The following is a 24,792-nucleotide window of genomic DNA, read 5'->3' as shown; positions in this document are numbered from 1 at the left end:
AAGGGATTTCACATGATTTATTAAAATGGTTTCCCGCAGATTGAGCAGATAAAATAGATTAAAAAAAATATGACTGTCCGTTACTTGTACCAATTTTGAGAATGGTACACGGATGACACGGATTTAAACCGGTAAAAAACAGATTTTTATATTAATAGCAGCGAAAATCAGTCTAATCCGTGTCATCTGCGTCCCTTATTGGGCATTAGTCCGCTTAGCGGACAGTCATAAAAAAAATCTGCTAAATCTCCAAAATCTGCGAGAGAAAAAACTATTGATCTTTCTATATCTATATGTTTTTCAAATCGTATTTTTCAATTCTTCGGTACAAAGCCGCTCGTGACAACCCCAGTTCTTCTGCTGTTTTGCTAATGTTCCCGTTGTGTCTGAATAAGGCTTTTTCGATCGCATTTTTCTCCAGTTCGGATAACGGGTTATCATCATTTTCCTGAAAATCCTCGAAATCCAGAATATCCAGATCGGTTACCGAAATGGTCTGGTTATCGGCCAAAATCAAAGCACGCTCGATTTTATTTTCCATTTCACGGATGTTTCCTTTCCAGGGATACTTCTCTAAATAAGGACCAACATTGGCTTCAAAATGCCAGTTTTCCTGATTGTATTTGGCAGCGATCTGATCTAAGATAAAATCCGCCATCGGCACAATATCATCCTTTCGCTCGCGAAGTGACGGCAGCGAAATTTCCATCGTATTGATTCGGTACAGTAAATCTTCCCTGAAGGTTTTGTTTTTCACCTCAGCCTTAATGTCGCTGTTTGTGGCTGCTATAATGCGCACATTTAAAGGTCGTGGCTTGCTTTCTCCCAGACGCGTAACGGTTTTGGTCTGTAAAACATGCAACAATTTTGCCTGCAGATGAAGCGGTATATTTCCGATTTCATCCAGAAAAATGGTTCCTTCAGCAGCCATTTCGAATCTTCCGGGTGTATCGGTTTTGGCATCTGTAAAAGCGCCTTTTGCGTAGCCAAAAAGTTCACTTTCGAATAAACTATCACTCAGCGAACCTAAATCGACATGCACAAACGGCTGTTTCTTTCGCTCTGAATTCAAATGGATAAACTCGGCGAAAACATATTTTCCGGTTCCGTTTTCTCCCAAAATCAAAACATTGGCATCGGTTCGGGCTACTTTTTCAGCCATCAAATAGGCTTGTTTTATTTTAGCGGAAGTACCCACAAAATATTTTTTATCTGCTTTTTCAGCTGGTGTCTTTTTGGTGTTTTTTCGGCTTTCGGTAACTGCTTTATCAATCGTTTCCAGTAATTTTTCGTTGTGCCAGGGTTTCAGAACATAATCGAAAGCCCCTATTTTGATGCCTTCCACAGCGGTATCAATTTTTCCGAAAGCAGTCATCAAAATCACCACCGTTTGGGGCGAAAGTGTTTTTATTTCTTTCAGCCAGTGAATTCCTTCGCGCCCGTCTTCAAAACCTATCCGGTAATTCATGTCCAGCAAAACCACATTAATTTCATTTTCATTGAGAATTGAAATGATTTTTTTGGGGCTGTTGGCCGTAAAAATGGTTTCAAAATGCTTTTTCAGAATCATTTTTGCCGAAAAAAGAATTTCTTCCTGATCATCAACGACTAATATTTGAGCTAGTTTCTTTCGCATGACATTTATTTTTGTTCGATTTCGAACGGTCAACTGTTCATTATCGGACACTCCTTTTTTTGATGGTTTTTAAAGTCTCTTTAAAATCAATGCTTTACCGATAATACTTTTTATGGCACAATATTTACCTATTGATTATCAGTAAATTATTTAAAAAATGGACACGGTAATTCCTCGTAAAAATAGAAAATTTAGAAACCTCACAATACTAATTGGTGTTTTTTTAGTTTTGGCAGTAATCGTCTTTTTTTCGTTCAGTACTAAACGAACTCTGAATGTAAAAGCAGAGGAACTGACGGTTCAAAAAGTCGAAAAAGCGTTTTTTGAAGACTTCGTGGTTTTTCAGGCCAAAGTAGAACCTTTGAACGTAATGCTTGTCAACGTAACCGAAGGCGGATCGGTAAAAGAGATTTTTGTAGAAAACGGTGCCTTGGTGACCAAGGGACAATCGTTGGCCCGTTTGTACAATCCGAACACCGAACTTAATTACCTGACGCAGGAAACGGCCATTATCGAGCAAATCAACAATCTGAATTCAGGCAAACTGAACATTAGAAATCAGGAACTGAACCTCAACAAAGATTTGGTATTGATTGAACATGATTATAACGATGCCAAAAGGCTATACGATATGAACTCCAAATTGTTTGATAAAGATGTAATTTCGAAAAATGACTGGAATACTTTTAAGGAAGGCCTGCGTTTTCAGGAAGAACGTAAAAGAACGATTCACCAAAGTATTCAAAAAGAAAAACAAAGCAATCAGGTTCAGATTTCGCAAATCAACCGTTCCATACAAACCATGGAAAAAAGCCTTGAGATTCTGAGAAACAACAAAAATAACTTTTTGATCACAGCTCCGGAATCCGGAAGATTGACTTCTTTTGAACCGGTGTTGGGAAAAACATTTCAGGCCGGGGAAAGCATCGGAAAAATTGATTCCAAAAAAGGATACAAACTTATTGCAGATGTCGATGAGTTTTATCTGGAGAAATTACGCGAAGGGCTGAAAGGTCAGGTAGAATTTAAAGGCCAGACTCTGGAAGTTTTGGTAACCAAAGTAATTCCGGAAGTAAAAAGCGGTCATTTTACGGTTGAACTGGCATTTACGTCTAAAGAAAATATTGCATTACAGGACGGATTAAGCTTCGGTGTAAAACTGATCTTATCAGAGAAAAACAAAACGCTCGTCGTTCAGAAAGGAAGCTTTAATCAGGACACCGCCGGGAAATGGATTTTTGTAGTAAAAGGAAATAAGGCTGAAAGAAGAACCATCAAATTAGGCCGCGAAAACCCTTCATATTATGAAGTGCTCGAGGGATTGAAAGAAGGCGAATCTGTAATTACTTCTTCCTATTCGGATTATAAGGATATTGAAGAGCTTTCTATTAGTTCGCAGTGACAGTTTGCAGTCGCAGTTTTCAGTCTCAGTCTCAGTTTACAATTCACAATTCACAATTCACAATTAATAAAAGTTTCAATCATCAATCAAAAAATAAATCAACAACACCTAATACTTTAAAAATATGATAACCATTCAAAATTTAACCAAAGTTTTCAGAACCGAAGAAGTAGAAACAGCTGCCTTGAGCGGAATTAACTTAGAAATTAAAAAGGGTGATTTTTTAACGATTATGGGGCCTTCGGGCTGTGGAAAATCGACTTTACTGAATATAATAGGACTATTAGACAGCGCGACTGACGGAAGTTATAAATTATTGGATCAGGAAATGATCGGCTTAAAAGAGAAAGGAAGATCACGTGTCCGTAAAGAAAACATCGGATTTATTTTTCAGAATTTCAACCTGATCGATGAGCTTTCGGTTTATGATAATATCGAATTGCCTTTGCTTTATAACAATGTGAAAGCATCAGAGCGAAAACAAAAAATTGAAGCGATTGCCGAAAAATTAAATATCTCACATCGTCTGAAACACTTTCCACAACAACTTTCGGGAGGACAACAACAAAGAGTTGCGGTGGCAAGAGCTTTGGTAAACGATCCCAAAATTATTCTTGCCGATGAGCCAACGGGAAACCTGGACAGTAAAAACGGTAATGAAGTAATGGAACTTTTAACTGATTTGCACGCTAAGGGCGCGACAATCCTGATGGTGACACACTCTGATTATGATGCTTCGTTTTCGCAGAAAACGATTCATATGAAAGACGGGGTGATTTTCTCTGAACGCTTCAATCAAAGAAATGTAGATGTTTTTATGGACGCTAAATAACAAGTAAAATGATCAAATTTATTGTAACTGCAATCTTAATTCTGGTGGGATTTGTTTGCAAAATAATGACTATTGAAAGTAAAAATAAGGTTGCTGCCCCGACTTTGACCGAACTAATTTTAAAGAAATAAAAAGATGATCCGCAACTGGTTTAAAATATTTGTTTATCATTTAAAGCAAAACAAACTGTTTTCCTTTTTAAATGTTTTAGGATTAAGTATCGGTATTGCCGGTGTTATTTTCGCCATTTTATACTGGGATAACGAAAATGCATACGATCAGTGGAATCCCGAAAAGGAAAATTCTTTTCAGGTCCTGAATAAAATTGGAATGACCGGAGATATCTGGGCTTCGAACTCGATCCCTTTTGGAGAGACCTGCAAAGCCACGATTCCTGAAATTGAATCGATTTGTTTCCTAAATAATACCTGGTATAACGATGCGCCTGTAAAATATGGGACTCAAAAAATCATTGGGACCAAAATTACCGTTACTGACAATGGCTTTTTTGATATTTTTCCTTTCCCAATTGTAAAGGGAGCCAAAACGAACATCCTGAAAGAAAAAAACAGCGTAGCAATTTCGGAAGAAACAGCACAATTAATTTTCAAAAACGAAGATCCAATTGGCAAGTCAATTAATTATGATAATAATAATTACATTGTAAAATCTGTTTATCACCTGATCAGCCCGTCTTCTATAGAACCTAATTATGTGTTTGGGGGAATTCTTAGGGATCAGGATAGAAACAGCTGGGGAAATTTTAATTATGGTTTATTAATTAAAACTAAAAAAGGAAGTGACCCTGCTGTTGTTTTGAAAAAAATGCAAAATATTGATTATGTCAACAGAACGCTGAAAGACGCTAAATCCAGCGGGCAGACTGTAGCACAATATATCAAAGAAAACGGACAGACGACCGTCATACTTGACCAGTTGAAAACTTCCCGCCTGCACGGCACAAAATCAACCAACGGACGCAATTACCCGGAAGGAAGAGGGAATCTGCAATTGCTTTATATCATGATTGGCCTGTCGCTTTTGATTTTGGTTTTATCGTTGGTAAACTATATCAATCTGGCAACGGCATCGGCTATCAAGCGTGCTAAAGAAGTCGGAGTCCGCAAAGTTGTCGGTGCTACTAAAAATCAGGTAATTGTTCAGTTTATATTCGAAACTACCATTATTGTTATTCTGGCTATTCTTTTTGCCTTGGCGATCGTCGAACTTTCATTACCTTATTACAACACCTTTCTGAACAAAACCTTAACGATGAATGGTGGTGAATTTTACCTGCAGCTTATTTTCATTTTTGGATTAGTAATTATTCTTGCGGGTATTTTTCCAGCCGTTTATATTTCAAATTTTGAAACGCTTAAAGTCTTAAAAGGAAATTTCTCCAGAAGCAAAAGCGGTATCTGGATCAGAAATTCGATGCTTATTTTTCAGTTTGGAATCGCTGCCTTTTTTATCGTTGGTGCCTTAATCGTGAATTCACAGGTAAGTTATATGATGAATAAAGATCTCGGATTTAGCGGCAGTCAGGTTATCCGAATCCCTTTTAATTATCCGGAACGAGATAAAAAAACAGACAAATATCTGTCTTCAAAACAGGAAATCCTAAAAATACCGGGAGTGGAAGATGTTTCTACTTTTGCCGGAACTTTCGGGAACAGTACGAATTCAAGTTCAGGTTTTACACATAATGGCGTTTTTGTACAGCCCAGAAATGTTGAAATGGATTTTGGTTTTCTGGAAATGATGAAAATCAAAATCGTACAGGGACGCGATTTGTCTCCTCAATTTGCTTCGGATACAATAGACAATATGCTGATGAACGAAACGCTGGTAAAGACCTTAAATCTTAAAAACCCCATCAACACCATCATTACTTCAGGCTGGGGAAATGAAAAAGGTGAAAACATGAAATTTAAAATTGTAGGCGTTGTAAAGGATTTCAACATTACCGGATTGCAGGACAAAATTCCTCCTATGGTTTTTATCAACATGAAAACTATAAAATGGAACAATTTCAACAATATCTATGTCAAAGTTTCGCCTGATAATTTGTCGGGGACTTTAGCCAAACTGGAGACTTACATGCAGAAAAATATAAATTCTGATTACCCTTTTAATTATGAATTTGTAGATAAAGGATTTGCCAAAACCTATCAGGAACAGGTAAAACAAAAAGATCTGTTTTTCATCCTAAATCTTGTCGTGATTATCATCGCCATTTTTGGATTGTTTGCATTGGCTTCCTTCTCGATGGAAAGAAGACTAAAAGAAATTGCGATCCGAAAAACACTGGGCGCAGAGACTGATATTTTACTGAAAGAATTATCAAAACAATATGTCATTTTCTGCCTGATGGGATTTGTGATCGGAATTGTTCCGGCGTACATCTTACTGCAAAAATGGCTCGAAAATTTCGCTTTCAGAATCGGCGTTTCAATCGTTCCGTTCAGTATTGCCTTAGTTTCTTTATTGGTTTTGACACTCTTGATTGTCTTAGCAAAAGCCTATCAGGTCACTAAAATAGACATCCTGAAGTATTTAAAATACGAGTAGTTTAGTTTTAAGTTTTCAGTCGCAGTTTTCAGTCTCATTTACTGAAAACTGCGACTGTGACTGAAAACTGAGACTGTGACTGTGACTGCGACTGCGACTGAAAACTATTTCATACTAACTGAATCCGAATACAGTAGTTTATCTAAGTTTTCATCTCTTCCGTACACATCCGGGAAAAAGCTAATTTCACCCTGATCATTTACCCAGGAAGTAAAATAGCCGATATAAATCGGGATTTTCTTTTTAAGCATACAAGTGGTTTCTTTTTCGCCGCTCATCGCCTGATCAATTTTAGCTGCCGGCCAGTCCGGATCATTTTTTAAAATGGCAAGCGCCAGTCCTTTTGCTTCTTTTACATTGATACATCCATGACTAAAAGTACGTTTTTCGAAATCGAACAAACTTTTTGCAGGGGTATCGTGCAGGTAAATATCGTTTGGATTCGGAAACATAAACTTAACCAGGCCGAGAGAATTTTTCGGCCCCGGTTTTTGTCGGACACGTCCGCCGTTCCATTCCATATTGTGGTCTGCGAGGTAATTTTTGTCACTGGCCATCTGAAGCTTTAATTCATTCTGAATGATACTTGTTGGTACGTACCAATACGGGCTAAAAACAATGCGATCCATATCGCCGCTAAAAATCACTGTTTCGGTCATTCTTGTACCTACAAAAATATCAGATGTAAAATCATATTTTCCGTCTTTGACATAAATCAGCCGGAACGAAGGAATATTAACCATAATGTATTCATCTGCTTTTGCCAGTTTCGCCGGTATCCATCTGCAGCGCTCCATGTTGAGCATGATGGTTTTTATTCTTTTTGAAATCGGCTCATTCAGTTGATCAATATGCTCTTTGGTTAAGGTATAATTGAGCTTCAGGCCATATCTTTTTTTGTAATTCAAAACACCCGCCATCAGTTCTTCGTCGTATACATCACTTTTAGAATCCTGAGCCAGATCGCCCACTACAAATAAACGTTGTCTTACATCCCTGATTGTATTTGATATATCGAAAGGTTTTAAATCTTTGTAAGTCGCAGCATCAATCTCAATGGGCTGCCACAAATTATCGGTCTCTATTTTTCGGTATTTTTTTAAGGCTGCCTGAAGTTTGTAATACTGACTGAATAAGAGATTGTCGTCTTCATTTAACCGGTTTGAGTCTACAATAAGCGAATCTAATATTTTGGCATAGGAAATGGTTTTGGCTGGCAGAAACCATCCGATTTTCTTTAAAGTTGCCGGATCAACGCCCGAATACACATTACTGGCATAAAAAACATACATGTTGGTAAGCAGCAATTCGGTTTCGGTCTGAGAAGGTTTTTCTGCCGAACTTTCGTTAAAGGCTGCGTCTATATCGTCCTTATAAGGCATTTCCTTATCAATTCCCTGCTCCTTTAAAACATTTACCTTTTGATACAATAAGTGACCAAACTCCGTGATGTTTTTCTGATCGTACCAGATGGATTTGAACCCCCGGTTTTTGTAAACATCCAGTACATCATTTTTATATTTTTTCAGTTTGGAATATTTTTTAAAAAACTGATTCAGGGCCGCACTGTCCAATACAACTGTCTTGGCATTATTCCTAATGGTGGCTGAGTTTTCAGAAGCCGTTTTTGATTTAATTTCATTAGCCTCGGGTGGCGTAAAAGAAAAGACTAAAAATGCAATAACAATAATTAGCAAAGGGGAAGTAAAATTTCGCATAATTTCATTTTTTAAAAATTTATAAATAAATTCTCGTAAAAATTAGCAAAAGCATAACAGGAAAACCGCAATAAACTTTCACCTATTTTTTAAAATACTGAAAATCAAAATCGGGGCAGCCCAAAGTTAGTGAACATTATTGAAAAAGAACTATAGTAAAAAGACAAATTTGTATTAAAATTCATCTTATTTAACTCCAAAACGCGCCGCAGACATTGAAGAAAAAAAATATTTTTTCTTCAAACACCCATTAGACAGAAATCTGAATCCTATAATTTTGAATAATCCCAATATCAACAAATGCAATGTAAAAAAGTTAAAATCCGAACATAATCCGTTATCTTTGCAGTCTGAAATCAGTTTAAATAAAAACAGTTTTTAAATTACTTTCATTCAATAAAAAAATACGACGTTAAAAATGAAATTAGACAGAAAAGAAATTCTTAAAGCTCTAGAAACAATTACTATAGCCGGAGAAGGAAAAAATATGGTTGAAAGTGGCGCTGTTGCCAATGTAATTACTTTTGGCGATGAAGTTGTGGTAGATTTACTGCTTCACACTCCTGCTATGCACATTAAAAAGAGAGCAGAAGACGATATTCGAAAAACTATTCACGAACTGGTGTCTTCTGAAGCTAAAATTAAAGTAAATATTAAAGTTGAAACTCCGGAGAAAAACGAAATTAAAGGTCGTGCAATTCCCGGAATTAAAAATATAATCGCCGTTGCATCCGGTAAAGGTGGTGTAGGAAAGTCTACTGTTACAGCGAATCTTGCGGTAACGCTGGCAAAAATGGGATTTGCAGTGGGTATTCTTGATGCTGATATTTATGGCCCATCAATGCCTATTATGTTTGATGTTGAGAATGAAAAACCAATTTCTATTACCGTTGACGGGAAATCGAAAATGAAACCGGTTGAAAGCTACGAAATAAAAATACTTTCTATCGGATTCTTTACAGCTCCAAGTCAGGCCGTTATCTGGAGAGGTCCCATGGCTTCAAAAGCATTAAACCAAATGATTTTTGATGCAGACTGGGGAGAATTGGATTTTATGCTGATCGATTTGCCTCCGGGAACAGGAGACATACACCTTTCGATCATGCAATCGTTACCAATTACAGGAGCAGTAGTCGTAAGTACACCTCAGGCTGTAGCTCTTGCTGATGCCAAAAAAGGGGTTGCGATGTTTATGCAGGATAACATCAATGTTCCTGTTTTGGGAATCATAGAAAATATGGCGTACTTTACACCGGAAGAATTACCTGATAACAAATATTACATCTTTGGACAAGAAGGGGCTAAAAACCTTGCCGAAGATTTAGATGTTCCTTTTCTTGGCGAAGTACCAATTGTACAGTCTATTCGTGAAGCGGGAGATTATGGCCGCCCGGCAGCTTTGCAGACAGCCTCAGTAATCGAAACAGTTTTTGAAGAAATTACCCGAAATGTGGTACAGGAAGTAGTAAACAGAAATGATAGTTTACCCGCTACCGAAGCCATTAAAATTACAACTATGGCAGGTTGTTCAGCAGTTAAAAAAAATTAGATAATTGAGATAATGAGATAATTAGATAATTTTCTAATTGACACATTTTCTAATTGACACATTAAATATTATGACAACAGAAGAATTAACAAGCAACGTATTATTGGCTCTGGACGAAATCAGACCTTTTTTAAATTCTGATGGAGGAGACATTACACTCATTTCTATTGACGATGACAAACATGTAAAAGTTCGTCTTGAAGGGGCATGTATTAGCTGTAGCGTAAATCAAATGACTTTAAAAGCAGGCGTTGAAACAACAATAAAAAAATATGCACCACAGATTGAAACTGTAGTAAATATCATCTAATAAAAATAGTATCTGTGCCTGTTTATTTGCAGCAGAATTAACAAGAATAATAAGCCTTAAGCTGTTTTTAGTTGCAAAAACTAAAAAAACATTCAAAAAAATGCTTGTTTTTGCGATTTTAACAAAAAATAATATAAAGTTTTAAGAGATTATATTGCTTTATTGTTACAGAATTAACTTAAATTTGTGACAGAACCCTTAAGCATTAATCTATGAGAAATTTTTACAATTTAATTTTGGTATTATTTTTTGTTTCCGCCAGCTACGCGCAACAAAGTTCTACAACCCTGGTGGTTGATAAAGCCTGGGTAAATGAGTCTGAAGAATGGTCTGATTTTACCTATGCGGGACAAATTGTATTTTCGACAAATCCAAGTGCAGAAGAAGGATCATTAAGAATTGGTAATTATGATTTTTTATATGATTTCTGCGAAGGAAAAGCTAAATTTGCCAATAAAGCAACGTATAGCGCAGCTGAATTTTCACATCCCAGAAAACTTTCTGTAACAACAGACAAACAAGGAGTTGTAAACTCAACTTACGAAGGGACATTAATTTTTCAGTCTGATAAAGATTATTACTCCGTAATTGCAGTAGTGACCTTATTAGAAAAAGGAGGAAGTATGCTTGGAGTAAAAATGCACTTAAAGGATAACAACAGAAGAGAATATGCTTTTAGTTTAAAACCTAACAGTTAATTAAAGATCAGGGATTTGTTCACGTTTTCAAATCCTAAAAAAAATTCCAACAATTAAAATGGATGTATTAATAAAGATTAAAGATCGAGAAGGAGTTATACACGAATTACAGGCTCCAACTGATATGGCAATGAATATAATGGAGTTATGCAAAGCATACGAACTTCCTGTTGAAGGAACCTGCGGAGGAATGGCAATGTGTGCTTCCTGCCAGTGTTATGTTCTGAATGATGTTGCATTACCGGAAATGGGAGATGATGAAGAGGCCATGCTGTCGGAAGCGTTTTATGTTAAATCTAATAGTCGCTTAGGCTGTCAGATCCCCATTACAACAGAATTAGAAGGGCTGGAATTAGAACTGGCACCGGAATATTAAATACTAAATTCCAATAGTTTAAAAATCCAAATTCCAATAGTACTGAGTGTGCTATTGGAATTTGGATTTTTTTATACATTTAAACCCGACAGGTTTTAAAAACCTGTCGGGTTTCATTATTTATTTACTTTACAAAAAAACCGCAATCACATTACTGCAATTACGGCTTTCTCTTTATAACAATTTTCTTTAATCTCCGGTTTTATACCAAACCTGCCTGAATTAAATATTCAGCGATTTGAATGGTGTTTGTTGCGGCACCTTTTCTCAGGTTATCAGCAACAATCCACATGTTTAAGGTGTTTTCCTGGCTTTCGTCACGACGGATTCTACCCACAAAAACATCATTTTTACCTTCAGCATACAAAGGCATTGGGTAGGTAAAGGTGTCTAAATTATCCTGAACGGTTACGCCATCGGTGTGATGTAAAATTTCACGCACTTCGTTTACATCAAAATCATTGGTGAACTCCACGTTTACAGCTTCACTGTGGCCGCCAACCACCGGTACACGTACCGCAGTAGCCGTCACTCTGATGGTATTATCACCAAGGATTTTTTGGGTCTCACGAACTAATTTCATTTCTTCTTTCGTGTATCCGTTGTCTTCAAAACTGTCGCAATGTGGAATCGCATTTCTGTGAATTGGGTATTTATACGCCATTTCTCCCTGAATTCCTGCATACTCATTTTCTAATTGTCTTACCGCTTTTACACCTGTTCCGGTGATCGACTGGTACGTAGAAACAATAATTCTTCTGATGTTGTATTTTTTGTGCAAAGGGGCCAACGCCAGTACCATCTGAATCGTAGAGCAGTTTGGATTGGCAATAATTTTATCTTCCTTTGTTAATATTGATGCATTGATTTCAGGAACAATCAGTTTTTTGGTCGGATCCATTCTCCAGGCAGAAGAATTATCGATTACTGTAGTTCCGGCAGCTGCAAATTTTGGTGCCCATTCTAATGAAGTGTCTCCTCCTGCAGAAAAAACGGCAATATCAGCTTTCATATCTACAGCGGTTTGCAATCCTACAACTTTATATTTTTGACCTTTATATTCAATTTCTTTTCCCACTGACTTCTCAGAAGCAACGGGAATCAATTCTGTAACAGGAAAATTTCTTTCCGCTAAAACTTTCAGCATTACTTCGCCAACCATACCAGTGGCGCCTACAACCGCTATTCTCATTTTTATATTTTTAGTATGAATTAATCTAAATTACAATGCAAAAGTATACATAATAAAAATCAAAACAAGGCGATTCACAAAAAATAACAAAATGTTACAGAACAAACAAAGACAAAAAAACCGTCCCAATTAAGGAACGGTTAAGTTAGACTTAGTGTAGCGGTATATATATTATTGTTTATTTTTCAAAAGATCTCTGATTTGGATCAATAACTCTTCCTGAGTCGGGCCAGCCGGTGGCGGTGGCGGAACATCTTTCTTTTTAAGATTATTTATTCCTTTAATAATCAGGAATAAAACGAAGGCAACAATGACAAAGTTAATGACTGCCGAAAGAAACAAACCGTATTTGACTCCTCCAAAAGCGGTCAGCTCTTCTATAGTAGACAAATGAGCCGCATCTAATGCCGGTTTTAATAACAATGGTGTAATAACATTCTCAATTAATGAGCTTACAATTTTCCCAAAAGCAGCTCCAATTATAACCCCGACAGCCAAATCGACTACGTTGCCTTTCATTGCAAATTCCTTAAATTCTGAAAATATTCCCATAATTCTCTCTTTAGTTTAATGATTAATTGATATCGAAAATACATAATTTTCTTTAAAATTCCTGAAATCTACCTGAAAAAAACGCGCTTTACCCGTTGCGAAATACTGGTAAGAATTTCATAGGGTATGGTTTGTAAAGCGGCTGCAATCTCTGTTACGGTCGGATTTTCTCCAAAAATAACAACCGAATCCCCTTCCCTGCAATCTATTTCACTTACATCAACCATCAGCATATCCATACAGATACTGCCCACAATGGGTGCTTTTTGGTTTTTGATACTTACATAACCGATCTCATTTCCCCATAACCTCGAAATGCCATCGGCATACCCAATCGGGATGGTGGCAATTTTAGTTTCTTTCTGTGCCATAAATCTTCGGCCATAACCCACGCTGTCTCCGGCCGGAATGGTACGAACCTGCGAAATAATCGATTTTAAAGTCCCCACATTTTCGAGATATTTTTGTTCTGACGGATCATTTGAAACTCCGTATAATCCAATTCCTAAACGCACCATATTAAATTGTGCCGAAGGAAAATTGCTAATTCCGGATGTATTCAAAATATGACGAATTGGGTTTACGTTTAATTCTGTCATTAATTTAGACGATAATTTTTCAAATAAGCGAATCTGGGAAAGCACAAATTCATAATGAGTCATATCATCACTTGTTGCCAGATGTGATAAAATACTCTGAACTTTAACGGTTGTATTTCCTTTTAAAGTAGTAATCAATTCCTCAAGGGTATTTTCCTCAAACCCTAAACGATGCATTCCTGTATCGAGTTTTATATGAATAGGATAATCTTTCAGATTCTTTTCGCGGGCAATCTTCAGAAAAGCATTCAATCCTTTTACACTGTAAATTTCCGGCTCCAGCTGGTATTGAATAATCGAAGGGAAGCTTGTCGATTCCGGATTCAAAACCATAATCGGCAATTGGATACCGCCGCTTCTAAGTGAAATTCCTTCATCGGCAAAAGCCACACCCAAATAATCTACTTTATGATATTCTAATAATTTTGCAATTTCCAAACCTCCGTTGCCGTACCCAAAAGCCTTCACCATCACCATCATTTTCACCTTAGCGGCAAGCTTGGCCTTAAAAAAATTGAGGTTATGACTGATGGAATTGAGATTGATTTCGAGAATCGTTTCATGTGTTTTCTCTTCCAGCAGGGCTACAATCTCTTCAAACTGAAAAGACCTTGCCCCTTTTATCAGAATGGTTTCATTGGCAAAGCTCAGACTTTCAAAACCGGAGATAAAATCGGCTGTCGTCTGAAACATTACCGCATTTGAAAATTTGTCTGAAAAGGACGAAATCGTGTTCCCTATTCCAATTATGCGGTTTACGTTATTGTCTGCGATTAATTGCGCTACTTTCGAATATAATTCCTCATTTGAAAATCCGCTCTGAAAAATATCCGATAAGATTACCGTTTTCGAAGCATTCTTTTTCTGGCTTTCCAGAAAGTCCAAGGCAATTTTGAGGGATTGAAAATCCGAACTGTAACTATCGTCAATAATGCTGCAATTGTTAATTCCGTTTTTTACTTCAAGGCGCATTTCTACCGGATACAGCAGCTGCATTCGGTTTTGAATTGTTGGGGAGTCGTATTTGAAATACAGCAAAACCAACAAACAGGAAACAGCGTTTTCTATTGAAGCAGAATCCTGAAAAGGAATTTCTACATCAAAAATTTCGTTTTTATATTGATACTGAATAAAGGTGGTATCGTTTTTATTTTCTCTTTTAAGAACAAAAACATCCGCCGTTTTATCGGTGAAACTCCACGAAAAAAGTACCCTGTTTTTTAATTGATTTTCTTTCGAAAAAGAAGCCAGACATGCATCAACAAGTTCATTTTTCTGATAGATAATTACCGCTGCTCTTTTGAAAAGCTGCAATTTCTCGTTTATTTTTTGCTCTAAGTTCTGAAATCCCTCGTCGTGTGCGGAACCAATATTGGTTAAAACGCCAATATTCGGTTTGATGATCTGCTCCAGACGGGCCATTTCATTGACCATAGAAATTCCGGCTTCAAAAATACCCAGATTATGTTTTTCATTAATGGCAATTACCGATAAGGGAACCCCCACCTGAGAGTTGTAACTTTTAGGGCTTCGGATAATATTATAATCAGGACTAAGCAAAAAATTAAGCCACTCTTTTACGATCGTTTTACCGTTGCTTCCGGTTAGCCCGATAACAGGAAAATGGAATAAATCTCTGTAATACGCCGCAAATTGCTGTAAGGCATTCAGGCTATTTTCGACCAAGAGGAAATTGGCTTTTCCCTTTGCCTTTTCAGGAATATACTGCACCACGAAATTCTGAACGCCCTTTTCGATAAGTTCAGGAATATACAAATGAGCATCATTATTTATACCGGACAGTGCAATAAACAAAGTTTTTGATCCGTTTTGTAAAGAACGGCTGTCGATCGAAACATGATCTACAATAGTAGCTGTATTGAAACCAATCCACTCGGCCTGAAGAACAGGAATGAGGTTTTTTAAGTCTATGCTCATTTAAAAATCTTTTTGTCAAATTTAAAACATTAAAGACAGAAAAGAGTTGTGATTTTCTTAAAAATACAGCACATGATTGAGTCAAAAAACTAAGTCTAAAATAATTTGATTTGTGAAAACTCATCAAATTCGCAGCAAAAAACTTTATTTTATTATATTTGTTTAATACCTCAAATTACCCGGTTTTGAAAAAAATACTGCCCCTATTCTCTTATATCCTGCATCCGGTTTTTATATCGGTCTATGCCACTTTGTTTTATCTGTACTGCAAAGAGGACATTTTCACGAACAGGGAAAAATATTATGTTTTATTTCAAATCCTGATTATAACCGTTTTGGTACCGGTATTATTTTTCCTGTTACTTCGCTCTACCGGACATATAAAATCTGTTATGGTTCCTGACACTTCACAGCGCAGAATTCCGCTTATTTTACAATGCTTTTTATACATTTTACTGGTTAAGAGAAGTATCGTCATCACACGTTATCCGGAACTTCATTTCTTTTTTCTTGGAGCCTTATTCAGTACCATTTTAGCACTGGTACTTTCCCTTTTTAAAATAAAGGCAAGCCTTCACATGCTGGCCATTAGCGGTCTTACTGTTTTTATTATAGGATTAAACATTCACCTGCAAATGCAAAATCCGTATTGGACGGCTTTGGCAGTAACCTTAACGGGCGCAGTAGCTTCATCCCGTCTGGAAATGGAAGCCCACACCAATAAAGAATTGCTTATTGGTCTTCTAGCCGGAACCCTTCCCCAGATTTTATTCCTGTTCTTGTGGTTATAGGATATAGAAAATCAGACCGGCATTGATGGTCTGAATATTTACATTCTGACCGGAAATCGTTTTAACTGAAGATTTAAATAAAGGATTTAATCCGTAATAGATATAAACATTCCAGGTATTGTAGCCCGCTGCAAGATAAGTTCCGTATTGCAATTTGTTAATGTCCGGATTATTGGTGACTTTATAAGTCGTCTCGCCATCATCTACAGCCGATTTGGTAGAGAATGCATAACTGACCTTAAGTCCTCCGTAAACTCTCCAGAACTTATAACTTTCATAGGTTGAATTTCTCCATCGGAATTCAATCGGAAGATCTATTAAATATTGCCTGTAGCGGTTGGAAACAATCTCATTATAGTCATTAACATTATACACTAAAGCGCCCTGACCATCTTTGGAAATCGTAAAATTCTGAAAGAAGTTCTGATAACTCAAACCAAGACCTGTTGCAAAGGCCAGTGTTCTTTTTTTGTTAATGGGCATATCGCGCAAAAAACCACCCGAAAGTCCCACAGAAAATTTATCCTGTTTCAGTCCCGGAGGGATATTGGCAAAAAGATTATAGGTAACAGAAAAGTAAAACTGATCTTCACGGTACAACGAATCGATTTTAACGATTGGCTCTATTTTAGGCTTTGTCTCTTCCTGCGAAAAAACAGTAAAAAACGAGACTAAAAATAAACAGCTAAAAAGTAATCTCATATTGTATTTTGATTTTAAAGAGTTTTTCAGGTAAACGTTTTTTGAAGATGATTTATTTCACTTACAAATATAATATAATGCCGGCTCAGGAGAGGATTTAGAAAGCAATTATTCTCTTTTTCTTTAAAAATAAAACGATTTGGCTAAGGAATTTTAATAAATCTACAGCATAATTTAAAAAAATCGATCTATTTTCGACTGCTCTTTTATACCTTTGCCTGGAATGAAGAAAAAGCAGCTCATATTAAGTGTCTCTCTGGCGCTGACGGTATTGTTCTCAATATTGTTTCAGTCCATACACAGTTATGAGCATATTGTAAAGCAACTTTCAGAGAAACAATGTCATCACGATTATAGTGATCCAAGTGGCGAAATCACCCATCAGCATCATAATTATGATCTTTGTTATGTATGTCATTTTTCTTTTGGAAGCTATTTGGTTCCTGAAAAAATTTCATTCGATTTTACTACTTCGCATAAAGAAATACCTTATTTCTTTGCGCTTTCAGAAAAAATATTTCCATTTTCAGAGCGTGCTTATTTACTGCGTGGTCCTCCAGCCCCTATAGTTGCCTAAATTTCGAAACATCGAAATAAAATCAAAAATCTTTTACATTACATTTCAAAAAGCATTGGGTTTCCCCATCCTGACCATATCGGGATTGGCAGACTTTAGTATTGTTTTTGGTGTTTTATTTTAAAAGAAAATCCATTTAACTATAGCATTATTTTCAAATGAAAAAACTAATATTAGCCCTTATTTTAGGGTTTTCCGGGCTGCTTTCAGCTCAAAATTCCGTTTCCGGAACTGTATCCGATCTTCAAAACCAGCCTATGCCGGGAGTCTCTGTTTACGCTCCGGAATTACATAAAGGCACCACCACTGACGCCAACGGAAAATATGAAATCACTAATCTTCCAAACGGAAACTTACGCCTTTCTTTTACTTTTGTCGGTTACACCACGCAAAATAAAACGATTGCCAAACCGGCAAAAGAGAATACGCTGGACGTCACATTACTGGAATCTATTTTTGAAATGGATGAAGTAATTGTTTCTACGCCTTTCAACAAACTGCAATCGCAAAACGTTATGAAAGTAGAACATGAAAGCATCAAAACATTACAGCAAAAAGGAACCTCAACTTTAATAGAAGGTCTGGCAACCATTCCGGGGGTTTCTCAGATTTCAACGGGAACTTCTATCGGGAAGCCGGTAATCAGAGGTCTTAGCGGGAATCGTGTTTTGGTGTATTCGCAAGGCGTTCGTATCGAGAACCAACAGTTTGGAGATGAACATGGCTTAGGCTTAAATGATGCCGGAATCGAAAGCGTTGAAGTCATTAAAGGCCCTGCTTCTTTATTGTACGGCTCTGATGCTTTGGGTGGCGTTTTGTACTTTAACCCTGAAAAATTTGCTGATGCGAATACTTTCAAAGCCAATTTCAGTCAAAAATATTTTACCAATACACAAGGAAGTAATTCATCTATTGGACTGAAAACGTCTACTGACAACTGGAAATTTCTAGCGCGCGGAAGTTTCAATACGCATTCCGATTACAAAATTGCCGACGGAGACCGTGTAACCAATTCGCGTTACAACGAAACGGATTTTAAAACCGGAATCGGATACAGCAACTCGACTTTTTCAAGTGTGTTACGATACAATTACAATAAATTGGATATCGGTATTCCCGAAGACGGAATTGCGGAACAGTCTTCAAGCAAAGACACACAATTTCCGAGACAGGGAATTTTCAATCACTTATTGAGTTTAAACAACGTGATCTTTTTCGAAAATTCGAAATTAGATGTTGACTTAGGTTACATTTCGAATGACCGAAGTGAATTTGAAGACAGCAATACAGCGTCTTTGCACATGAAGCTGAACACTTTAAATTATAATGCAAAATACCATTTCCCGAAATTTGGCAAAATTGAAACTATTCTTGGCGTGCAGGGAATGCACCAGACGAATACCAATTCGGGAGAAGAATACTTAATTCCGGATGCCACTACCAATGATTTTGGGGTTTTTGGAACCGCAAATTACGAATGGAACAGTAATGTTATTCAGGCCGGATTGCGTTTTGATAACCGAAATGTTACTTCTGAGGCTCACGGGATTGTAGACGAAGAAGGTTATTTTCAGGCTTTAGACCGCTCTTTTGACAGCTTTAATGCTTCATTAGGCTATAAAACCAAACTGGCTGAACCGCTAACCCTTCGCCTGAATGTTGCTACCGGATTCAGAGCACCGAACTTAGCCGAATTAACGTCAAATGGTGTTCACGAAGGAACCAACAGATACGAAATTGGAAACGCTGCCTTAAAAACCGAGCAAAACGTTCAGACCGATTTGAACCTGGAATATAAAAATTCGCATTTTGAATTTTTCATCAACGGATTTTACAATCATATCAACAATTACATCTATACTTCCCCAACAGGCCAAACCTTAGAGGACAATGATGTTTTTGCCTATATTCAGGATAATGCCAAACTATACGGCGGTGAAGTTGGTTTTCACTTTCACCCGCACCCGTTAGACTGGCTGCACTTTGAAACCAGCTTTGAAACCGTAACCGGAAAAAAAGACAACAATGATTATTTACCGTTAATTCCGGCTAATAACTGGAATAATACGCTTAGAACGGAATTCAAAATCAAAAATTGGTTAGAGGAAGGATTTGCATCCCTGAACGTTTCCTCTACTTTTGATCAGGATAATGTGAGTGGTTTCGAAACCGCATCAAAAGGGTATACGCTGGTAAATTTAGGTTTTGGAGGAACGGTTAAACTTGGTAAAACGGCCTTCGATATTAATCTGAATGGAAATAATTTATTCGATAAAAAATACATTGCACATCTCTCCAGATTAAAAACAGACGGTATTCCGAACATTGGAAGAAACATTGTTCTGGGAGTGAATTTCAATTTGTAATTTTTGTTTTAACCGCAAAGTGCGCCAAGGAATAGCGCAAGGTTCGCAAAGCTTTATTGTAAACTTTGCGAACCTTGCGAAAAACTCCTTGCGTACATTGCGGTTAATTTTTTAATCATCCCACAAAAAGTGCTATTTTTGTTAGAACCATAAACTTTTACTATGAAAAAAACAATTCTTATAATGGCTATTACAACCGCAGGAATTTCATTTGGACAAAATAAAATTCAGTACCCCGAAACCAAAAAAGGAGAAACAATTGATACTTACTTTGATACGAAAGTAAATGATCCGTACCGTTGGCTTGAAGATGACAAATCAGCAGAAACAGGGGCCTGGGTAAAGGCTGAAAATGAAGTAACTTACGGTTATTTAGATAAAATCCCATTTCGCGAAGAGCTTAAAAAAAGAATGGAAAAACTTTGGAATTTCGAAAAAATAGGTGCCCCCTTTACAGAAGGAAAATTTACCTATTATTCGAAAAACAACGGACTTCAGAACCAATCGGTAATTTACAGAAAAGGAGAAAAGGGTAAAGATGAAATCTTTTTGGATCCCAATACTTTTTCTAAAGACGGGACAACTTCACTGGGTGGTTTAAATTTCTCTAAAGACGGATCCAAAGCAGCGTACTCCATTTCTGAAGGCGGAAGCGACTGGAGAAAAGTGATTATCATTGATGCTGTTTCGAAAAAAGTTTTAGAAGATACTATCGTTGATGTCAAATTCAGCGGTGTTTCCTGGTTAGGAAATGAAGGTTTTTACTATTCCAGTTATGATAAACCAAAAGGAAGCGAATTATCTGCCAAAACAGATCAGCATAAATTGTATTTCCACAAATTAGGCACTTCTCAAAAAGACGATACAATAATTTTTGGAGCCGATCAGAAAAGAAGATATGTTGGCGGTTATGTTACAGAAGATGATCGCTACCTGGTGATCTCGGCAGCCAATTCTACGTACGGAAATGAATTATACATTAAAGATTTATCCAAACCGGACAGTCCGATTATTACCATTGTGGACAACTTTAACAGCGATAACAGTATTATTGAAAATGAAGGCAGTAAACTGTTTATCGATACTGATTTAGGCGCACCAAACAAACGCATTGTTACGGTAGACGTAAGCAATCCAAAACCGGAAAACTGGAAAGATTTCATCAAAGAAACCGAAAATGTTTTAGCCCCTTCAACGGGTTCCGGATATTTCTTTGCAAATTATACCAAGGATGCTGTTTCACTGGTACTGCAATACGATTACAACGGAAAATTAGTTCGTGAAATCAAACTTCCCGCGGTTGGAACTGCAGGAGGATTTGGCGGAAAAAAGGAAGAAAAAATTCTGTATTACAGCTTTACAAACTATACGACTCCCGGAACTATCTTTTCTTTTGATCCTAAATCAGGGAAATCAGAAATCTATCAAAAGCCTGTTGTAGACTTCAAAAGTGACGATTACGAATCAAAACAGGTTTTCTATACTTCAAAAGACGGAACAAAAATCCCGATGATTATCACCTATAAAAAAGGATTGAAATTAAATGGTAAAAACCCGACCATCCTTTATGGGTATGGCGGATTCAATATTAGCCTGACGCCGGGTTTCAGTATTGCAAATGCTGTCTGGATGGAAAACGGCGGTGTATACGCTGTTGCCAATTTAAGAGGCGGGGGCGAATATGGAAAAAAATGGCATGATGCAGGAACCAAACTGAAAAAGCAAAATGTATTTGATGATTTCATTGCTGCTGCCGAATATCTGATTGCCCAAAAATATACTTCATCTGATTTCTTAGCCATTCGCGGAGGATCAAACGGAGGTTTATTAGTAGGTGCCACAATGACGCAGCGTCCTGATCTGATGAAAGTAGCCCTACCGGCTGTTGGAGTTATGGACATGCTGCGTTACAATGCTTTTACTGCCGGAGCAGGTTGGGCTTTTGACTACGGAACTGCTCAGGACAGCAAAGAAATGTTTGAATACCTAAAAGGATACTCACCGGTTCACAACGTTAAAAAAGGCGTACACTATCCGTCCACTATGGTGACGACAGGAGACCATGATGATCGTGTTGTTCCTGCGCACAGTTTTAAATTTGCTGCCGAATTACAGGAGAAACAGACGGGAGACAATCCTGTTTTAATCCGTATTGATGTAAAAGCCGGTCACGGAGCAGGAAAATCTGTTGCGGCCACGATTCAGGAAAATGTAGACATTCAGGCGTTCACGCTTTACAATATGGGATTTAAAACTTTGCCTAAAAAGTAAAACTTTAGTCTTTTAATTTTAACTAGCCACGAATTCACGAATTATTTTTGTGCGTTCGTGGTTATTTTTTGCCACAGATTTAAATGATTTTTATAATCTGTGCGTTTATTTTGCCAAGGGCTACTTTAATTTTACCGCAAAGCACGCAAAATTGTACATAGAAAGTATCTTCAGAAACCGCAAAGTTCGCAAAGCTTTGTATTGACCCCGCTTTGCGAACTTTGTGTTTTTACCAACCAAGCCGATACAAAAACTTTGCGTGCTTTGCGGTAAAATAAAATCTGTGTACATCTGCTTAAATCTGCGTGAAAATAATTCGTGCAAATCGTGGCTATTCTTTTTGAATTTTTATTATAATTTACTCCCGCAGATCTCGCAGATTTAGCAGATTCTGTTCGAAAAAAATCCGCTAAATCTGCAAGATCTGCGAGAAAAAATAATTCATGTATTAGCAACTGAATTTTTTTACTCCGCTACAAAATAAATAATTCGCGAAAATTCGTGCCATTAGTGGCAAACCTTTTTTTAAATTTGGGAAACTAAAAAACCGAAAAATGAAAATTGTAAAATGGGGAATAATAGGTTGTGGGAATGTAACCGAAGTTAAAAGCGGACCTGCTTTCCAGAAAGCTCCAAATTCAGCTTTAGTAGCTGTAATGCGCCGGGATGCTGCCCTTGCCGAAGATTACGCCAAACGTCATAATGTTCCAAAATGGTATTCGAATGCAGTAGACTTAATTAACGATCCGGAAGTCGATGCCGCTTATATTGCTACTCCTCCATCCTCTCATAAAGAATATACAATTTTATGTGCCAAAGCCGGAAAACCGGTGTATGTAGAAAAACCAATGGCATTGAACTTTGAAGAATGCAACGAAATGATAAGTGCATGCAAAGAACATAATGTACCTTTATTTGTTGCCTATTACAGAAGAAGTCTGCCAAGATTTTTAAAAATAAAAGAACTCATAGATCAAAATAAATTAGGCAAAATCAGACATGTAAATTGTGTTTTATATCATCCTTTTGAAAAAAGATACGACGATGATATTAATTTACCCTGGACCGTTTTACCTCATATTTCGGGAGGTGGTATTTTTGTTGATCTGGCTTGCCATACTTTAGATTTTCTGGACTTTGTTTTTGGTCCGATCAAATCGGTTCGCGGACATGCGACTTCTCAGCTTCTCGCTTATCCTGCCGAAGATTCGGTTTCGATGTCTTTTTTATTCGAAAACGGCATTCATGGAACCGGTTTATGGAATTTTGCCAGTTTTGAACGTTATGACAATACTGAAATCGTAGGTGATAAAGGGAAAATCTCTTTCTCTACTTTCGGAAATGACCCGATTCATATTCAATATACAAACGGGGAAAAAGAAACTATTACGATCGAAAATCCGCTTCATATTCAGCAGCCTTTTATAGAAACCGTTGTTGCCGAACTTTTGGGCAACGAAGGAGTTTCTCCCTCAAAAGGAACCTCAGCAGCAAGAACAACCTGGGTTATTGATGAAGTGTTGAAAGAATTTAGAAATTCGAAATAAATCATAAAAAACATTTTTCTCCACAATTTGTCATTTCGAGGCACGAGAAATCACACACGCTTTGAACGCACTGTTGTCGAATATTGGATGTGATTTCTCGTGCCTCGAAATGACAACAAAAATATAAAACCAAAAAAAAGAGGATATTCTATTTCGAATATCCTCTTTTTTGTAAACTATAAATTCTTAGAATTAAAGGCTGTATTTAAGACCTAAAGTCAAACCTAAACCTGAAATTCCAACATAAGAACTTAATTCGTTCATTGGTTTAGTAGAATCATATCCGGCTGGATTATAATCTTTATTATTAGAGCTTCCGTCTAAATGATCTACATATTTAGTATGATTAGCAGAATATGATGCTGCTCTAAATGAAGTTGTAGTATTCAATTTATCTACTCCGTTTTCAGTGTATACTTCTGTTTCTTTCGTTTTTCCGTGTACAGTAAAGTTACGATACTCTAATTCTGCGAAAGCAGAAATATGTTTTCCTAATTTATAAGAAGTACCTAAAGATGCCATGAATCCAAGAGTTGGATTTGGTTTCACAACATCTTTTGAATATGCATCTGTTAAAGCAACCTGATTAGCACCTACGAACGTTGTATATTGTCTATCCGTTTTAATATCTAATGTACCATGGATAGGAACAATGATTCCAACTTTAGTATATGGCTCAAAACCATGAGATTCACCTAAAAACATTACAATTGCAGGAGCTAAATCAAAAGCTTTAATTTCTCCTTCCGCAGTAAAACTTACGTATGTAGCTGCCGGACTGTTAGCTGGATTATATGAAATAAGTCTATTCGTTGTTTGAGACATCGTTTTTTCGTTACTAACATAATAGTTTGCAGCCATCTCAACCCCTAAACGTGCAGAAAATCTATAACCTGCAGTAATCCCACTTCTGAAACCCTGTCCGAAAGATCCTGTAACACTTTCTCTTGAAGCTAATTTATTATTTGCTAAAGTACCTACATAAACATCTCTGTTTGGCAATTGACCTCCAACAACTGGAAACTCAGTTGAAGCCGTTTGATTGAAATATGACCCTCCCAATTTAAAATACCAGCTTTCTGGTTTGTCTGCTTTTTCTGTTTGCGCCATTGTGGCCATAGAGCAAACTAATAATCCTAATAAAAATAGGTTCTTTTTCATAATT

At 37.0% G+C, this 24,792-nt stretch carries 19 protein-coding genes; 12 read left to right on the top strand and 7 right to left on the bottom strand.

Going from position 1 to position 24,792, the window contains the following annotated elements:
* Window positions 1–289: 289 nt before the first annotated feature.
* Window positions 290–1,636, bottom strand: coding sequence for a sigma-54 dependent transcriptional regulator (locus tag GJU43_RS08010; protein ID WP_154340251.1), 1,347 nt, complete (start codon window positions 1,634–1,636; stop codon window positions 290–292).
* Window positions 1,637–1,793: 157 nt separating this feature from the next.
* On the opposite strand from GJU43_RS08010, the gene GJU43_RS08005 reads away from it, so the two are divergent.
* The 3 genes from GJU43_RS08005 (at window position 1,794) to GJU43_RS07995 (ending at window position 6,441) form a co-directional block, all read left to right on the top strand.
* Window positions 1,794–3,038, top strand: coding sequence for an efflux RND transporter periplasmic adaptor subunit (locus GJU43_RS08005; RefSeq protein ID WP_154340250.1), 1,245 nt, complete (start codon window positions 1,794–1,796; stop codon window positions 3,036–3,038).
* Window positions 3,039–3,162: 124 nt separating this feature from the next.
* Window positions 3,163–3,870 carry an ABC transporter ATP-binding protein gene (locus GJU43_RS08000; RefSeq protein ID WP_154340249.1) on the top strand — a complete coding sequence of 236 codons (708 nt, stop codon included), beginning with the start codon at window positions 3,163–3,165 and terminating at the stop codon, window positions 3,868–3,870.
* 135 nt (window positions 3,871–4,005) lie between these two features.
* Window positions 4,006–6,441, top strand: a complete 2,436-nt coding sequence (locus GJU43_RS07995) for an ABC transporter permease (RefSeq protein WP_154340248.1) — start codon at window positions 4,006–4,008, stop codon at window positions 6,439–6,441.
* A 104-nt stretch (window positions 6,442–6,545) separates the two neighbouring features.
* Here the strand turns inward: GJU43_RS07995 and GJU43_RS07990 are convergent, their stop codons facing one another.
* Window positions 6,546–8,159, bottom strand: a complete 1,614-nt coding sequence (locus GJU43_RS07990; RefSeq protein ID WP_154340247.1) for a murein L,D-transpeptidase — start codon at window positions 8,157–8,159, stop codon at window positions 6,546–6,548.
* Between the two features lie 418 nt (window positions 8,160–8,577).
* Between GJU43_RS07990 and GJU43_RS07985 the strand changes: the two genes are divergently transcribed.
* The 4 genes from GJU43_RS07985 to GJU43_RS07970 all read left to right on the top strand — a co-directional run bounded on the left by GJU43_RS07985 (window position 8,578) and on the right by GJU43_RS07970 (window position 11,092).
* Window positions 8,578–9,708, top strand: coding sequence for an Mrp/NBP35 family ATP-binding protein (locus GJU43_RS07985; RefSeq protein WP_154340246.1), 1,131 nt, complete (start codon window positions 8,578–8,580; stop codon window positions 9,706–9,708).
* Window positions 9,709–9,778: 70 nt separating this feature from the next.
* Complete coding sequence (locus tag GJU43_RS07980) at window positions 9,779–10,018, top strand: NifU family protein (protein ID WP_154340274.1); 240 nt, start codon at window positions 9,779–9,781, stop codon at window positions 10,016–10,018.
* Window positions 10,019–10,230: 212 nt separating this feature from the next.
* A complete protein-coding gene (locus GJU43_RS07975) occupies window positions 10,231–10,716 on the top strand; it encodes a hypothetical protein (RefSeq protein WP_154340245.1) in 486 nt (161 codons plus the stop codon).
* A gap of 58 nt (window positions 10,717–10,774) precedes the next feature.
* Entirely contained in the window at window positions 10,775–11,092 is a 318-nt protein-coding gene (locus tag GJU43_RS07970; protein ID WP_007805184.1) for a 2Fe-2S iron-sulfur cluster-binding protein, read from the top strand.
* A 202-nt stretch (window positions 11,093–11,294) separates the two neighbouring features.
* Here the strand turns inward: GJU43_RS07970 and GJU43_RS07965 are convergent, their stop codons facing one another.
* The 3 genes from GJU43_RS07965 to GJU43_RS07955 form a co-directional block, all read right to left on the bottom strand.
* The gene (locus tag GJU43_RS07965) at window positions 11,295–12,284 is read right to left on the bottom strand and encodes an aspartate-semialdehyde dehydrogenase (RefSeq protein ID WP_154340244.1); all 990 of its coding nucleotides are present in this window, start codon (window positions 12,282–12,284) and stop codon (window positions 11,295–11,297) included.
* Between the two features lie 171 nt (window positions 12,285–12,455).
* Window positions 12,456–12,836, bottom strand: a complete 381-nt coding sequence (gene mscL / locus GJU43_RS07960) for a large conductance mechanosensitive channel protein MscL (RefSeq protein WP_127340661.1) — start codon at window positions 12,834–12,836, stop codon at window positions 12,456–12,458.
* A gap of 68 nt (window positions 12,837–12,904) precedes the next feature.
* Complete coding sequence (locus tag GJU43_RS07955) at window positions 12,905–15,373, bottom strand: bifunctional UDP-N-acetylmuramoyl-tripeptide:D-alanyl-D-alanine ligase/alanine racemase (protein WP_154340243.1); 2,469 nt, start codon at window positions 15,371–15,373, stop codon at window positions 12,905–12,907.
* A gap of 185 nt (window positions 15,374–15,558) precedes the next feature.
* Here GJU43_RS07955 and GJU43_RS07950 point away from each other — a divergent pair, with 185 nt between their 5' ends.
* A complete protein-coding gene (locus tag GJU43_RS07950; protein WP_229655023.1) occupies window positions 15,559–16,164 on the top strand; it encodes a hypothetical protein in 606 nt (201 codons plus the stop codon).
* On the opposite strand, the gene GJU43_RS07945 is transcribed toward GJU43_RS07950, so the two are convergent.
* On the bottom strand, window positions 16,159–16,866 hold the full coding sequence (locus tag GJU43_RS07945; RefSeq protein ID WP_154340242.1) for a porin family protein: 708 nt from the start codon (window positions 16,864–16,866) through the stop codon (window positions 16,159–16,161). The genes GJU43_RS07950 and GJU43_RS07945 overlap by 6 nt on opposite strands.
* Before the next feature lie 223 nt (window positions 16,867–17,089).
* On the opposite strand from GJU43_RS07945, the gene GJU43_RS07940 reads away from it, so the two are divergent.
* The 4 genes from GJU43_RS07940 to GJU43_RS07925 all read left to right on the top strand — a co-directional run bounded on the left by GJU43_RS07940 (window position 17,090) and on the right by GJU43_RS07925 (window position 23,627).
* The gene (locus GJU43_RS07940) at window positions 17,090–17,443 is read left to right on the top strand and encodes a hypothetical protein (RefSeq protein WP_154340241.1); all 354 of its coding nucleotides are present in this window, start codon (window positions 17,090–17,092) and stop codon (window positions 17,441–17,443) included.
* 158 nt (window positions 17,444–17,601) lie between these two features.
* Window positions 17,602–19,809, top strand: a complete 2,208-nt coding sequence (locus tag GJU43_RS07935; RefSeq protein WP_154340240.1) for a TonB-dependent receptor — start codon at window positions 17,602–17,604, stop codon at window positions 19,807–19,809.
* A 162-nt stretch (window positions 19,810–19,971) separates the two neighbouring features.
* Window positions 19,972–22,080, top strand: a complete 2,109-nt coding sequence (locus tag GJU43_RS07930) for a prolyl oligopeptidase family protein (protein ID WP_154340239.1) — start codon at window positions 19,972–19,974, stop codon at window positions 22,078–22,080.
* A gap of 554 nt (window positions 22,081–22,634) precedes the next feature.
* On the top strand, window positions 22,635–23,627 hold the full coding sequence (locus GJU43_RS07925; RefSeq protein WP_154340238.1) for a Gfo/Idh/MocA family protein: 993 nt from the start codon (window positions 22,635–22,637) through the stop codon (window positions 23,625–23,627).
* 192 nt (window positions 23,628–23,819) lie between these two features.
* Here GJU43_RS07925 and GJU43_RS07920 read toward each other — a convergent pair whose 3' ends face one another.
* Complete coding sequence (locus GJU43_RS07920; protein WP_154340237.1) at window positions 23,820–24,788, bottom strand: outer membrane beta-barrel protein; 969 nt, start codon at window positions 24,786–24,788, stop codon at window positions 23,820–23,822.
* Between the last annotated feature and the right edge of the window lie 4 nt (window positions 24,789–24,792).

The sequence above is a fragment of the Flavobacterium sp. LC2016-23 genome (assembly GCF_009674775.1).
In the GTDB taxonomy this organism is placed as follows: domain Bacteria; phylum Bacteroidota; class Bacteroidia; order Flavobacteriales; family Flavobacteriaceae; genus Flavobacterium.
Note: the sequence above shows the minus strand (reverse complement) of the source record. Positions and strands in the feature narration are given on the sequence as shown.

What these genes read in the sequence shown, in the direction of transcription:
- GJU43_RS08010 (WP_154340251.1), bottom strand. Translation starts at nt 1,636, where the DNA reads ATGCGAAAGAAACTAGCTCAAATATTAGTCGTTGATGATCAGGAAGAA.
- GJU43_RS08005 (WP_154340250.1), top strand. Translation starts at nt 1,794, where the DNA reads ATGGACACGGTAATTCCTCGTAAAAATAGAAAATTTAGAAACCTCACA.
- GJU43_RS08000 (WP_154340249.1), top strand. Translation starts at nt 3,163, where the DNA reads ATGATAACCATTCAAAATTTAACCAAAGTTTTCAGAACCGAAGAAGTA.
- GJU43_RS07995 (WP_154340248.1), top strand. Translation starts at nt 4,006, where the DNA reads ATGATCCGCAACTGGTTTAAAATATTTGTTTATCATTTAAAGCAAAAC.
- GJU43_RS07990 (WP_154340247.1), bottom strand. Translation starts at nt 8,159, where the DNA reads ATGCGAAATTTTACTTCCCCTTTGCTAATTATTGTTATTGCATTTTTA.
- GJU43_RS07985 (WP_154340246.1), top strand. Translation starts at nt 8,578, where the DNA reads ATGAAATTAGACAGAAAAGAAATTCTTAAAGCTCTAGAAACAATTACT.
- GJU43_RS07980 (WP_154340274.1), top strand. Translation starts at nt 9,779, where the DNA reads ATGACAACAGAAGAATTAACAAGCAACGTATTATTGGCTCTGGACGAA.
- GJU43_RS07975 (WP_154340245.1), top strand. Translation starts at nt 10,231, where the DNA reads ATGAGAAATTTTTACAATTTAATTTTGGTATTATTTTTTGTTTCCGCC.
- GJU43_RS07970 (WP_007805184.1), top strand. Translation starts at nt 10,775, where the DNA reads ATGGATGTATTAATAAAGATTAAAGATCGAGAAGGAGTTATACACGAA.
- GJU43_RS07965 (WP_154340244.1), bottom strand. Translation starts at nt 12,284, where the DNA reads ATGAGAATAGCGGTTGTAGGCGCCACTGGTATGGTTGGCGAAGTAATG.
- mscL (WP_127340661.1), bottom strand. Translation starts at nt 12,836, where the DNA reads ATGGGAATATTTTCAGAATTTAAGGAATTTGCAATGAAAGGCAACGTA.
- GJU43_RS07955 (WP_154340243.1), bottom strand. Translation starts at nt 15,373, where the DNA reads ATGAGCATAGACTTAAAAAACCTCATTCCTGTTCTTCAGGCCGAGTGG.
- GJU43_RS07945 (WP_154340242.1), bottom strand. Translation starts at nt 16,866, where the DNA reads ATGAGATTACTTTTTAGCTGTTTATTTTTAGTCTCGTTTTTTACTGTT.
- GJU43_RS07940 (WP_154340241.1), top strand. Translation starts at nt 17,090, where the DNA reads ATGAAGAAAAAGCAGCTCATATTAAGTGTCTCTCTGGCGCTGACGGTA.
- GJU43_RS07935 (WP_154340240.1), top strand. Translation starts at nt 17,602, where the DNA reads ATGAAAAAACTAATATTAGCCCTTATTTTAGGGTTTTCCGGGCTGCTT.
- GJU43_RS07930 (WP_154340239.1), top strand. Translation starts at nt 19,972, where the DNA reads ATGAAAAAAACAATTCTTATAATGGCTATTACAACCGCAGGAATTTCA.
- GJU43_RS07925 (WP_154340238.1), top strand. Translation starts at nt 22,635, where the DNA reads ATGAAAATTGTAAAATGGGGAATAATAGGTTGTGGGAATGTAACCGAA.
- GJU43_RS07920 (WP_154340237.1), bottom strand. Translation starts at nt 24,788, where the DNA reads ATGAAAAAGAACCTATTTTTATTAGGATTATTAGTTTGCTCTATGGCC.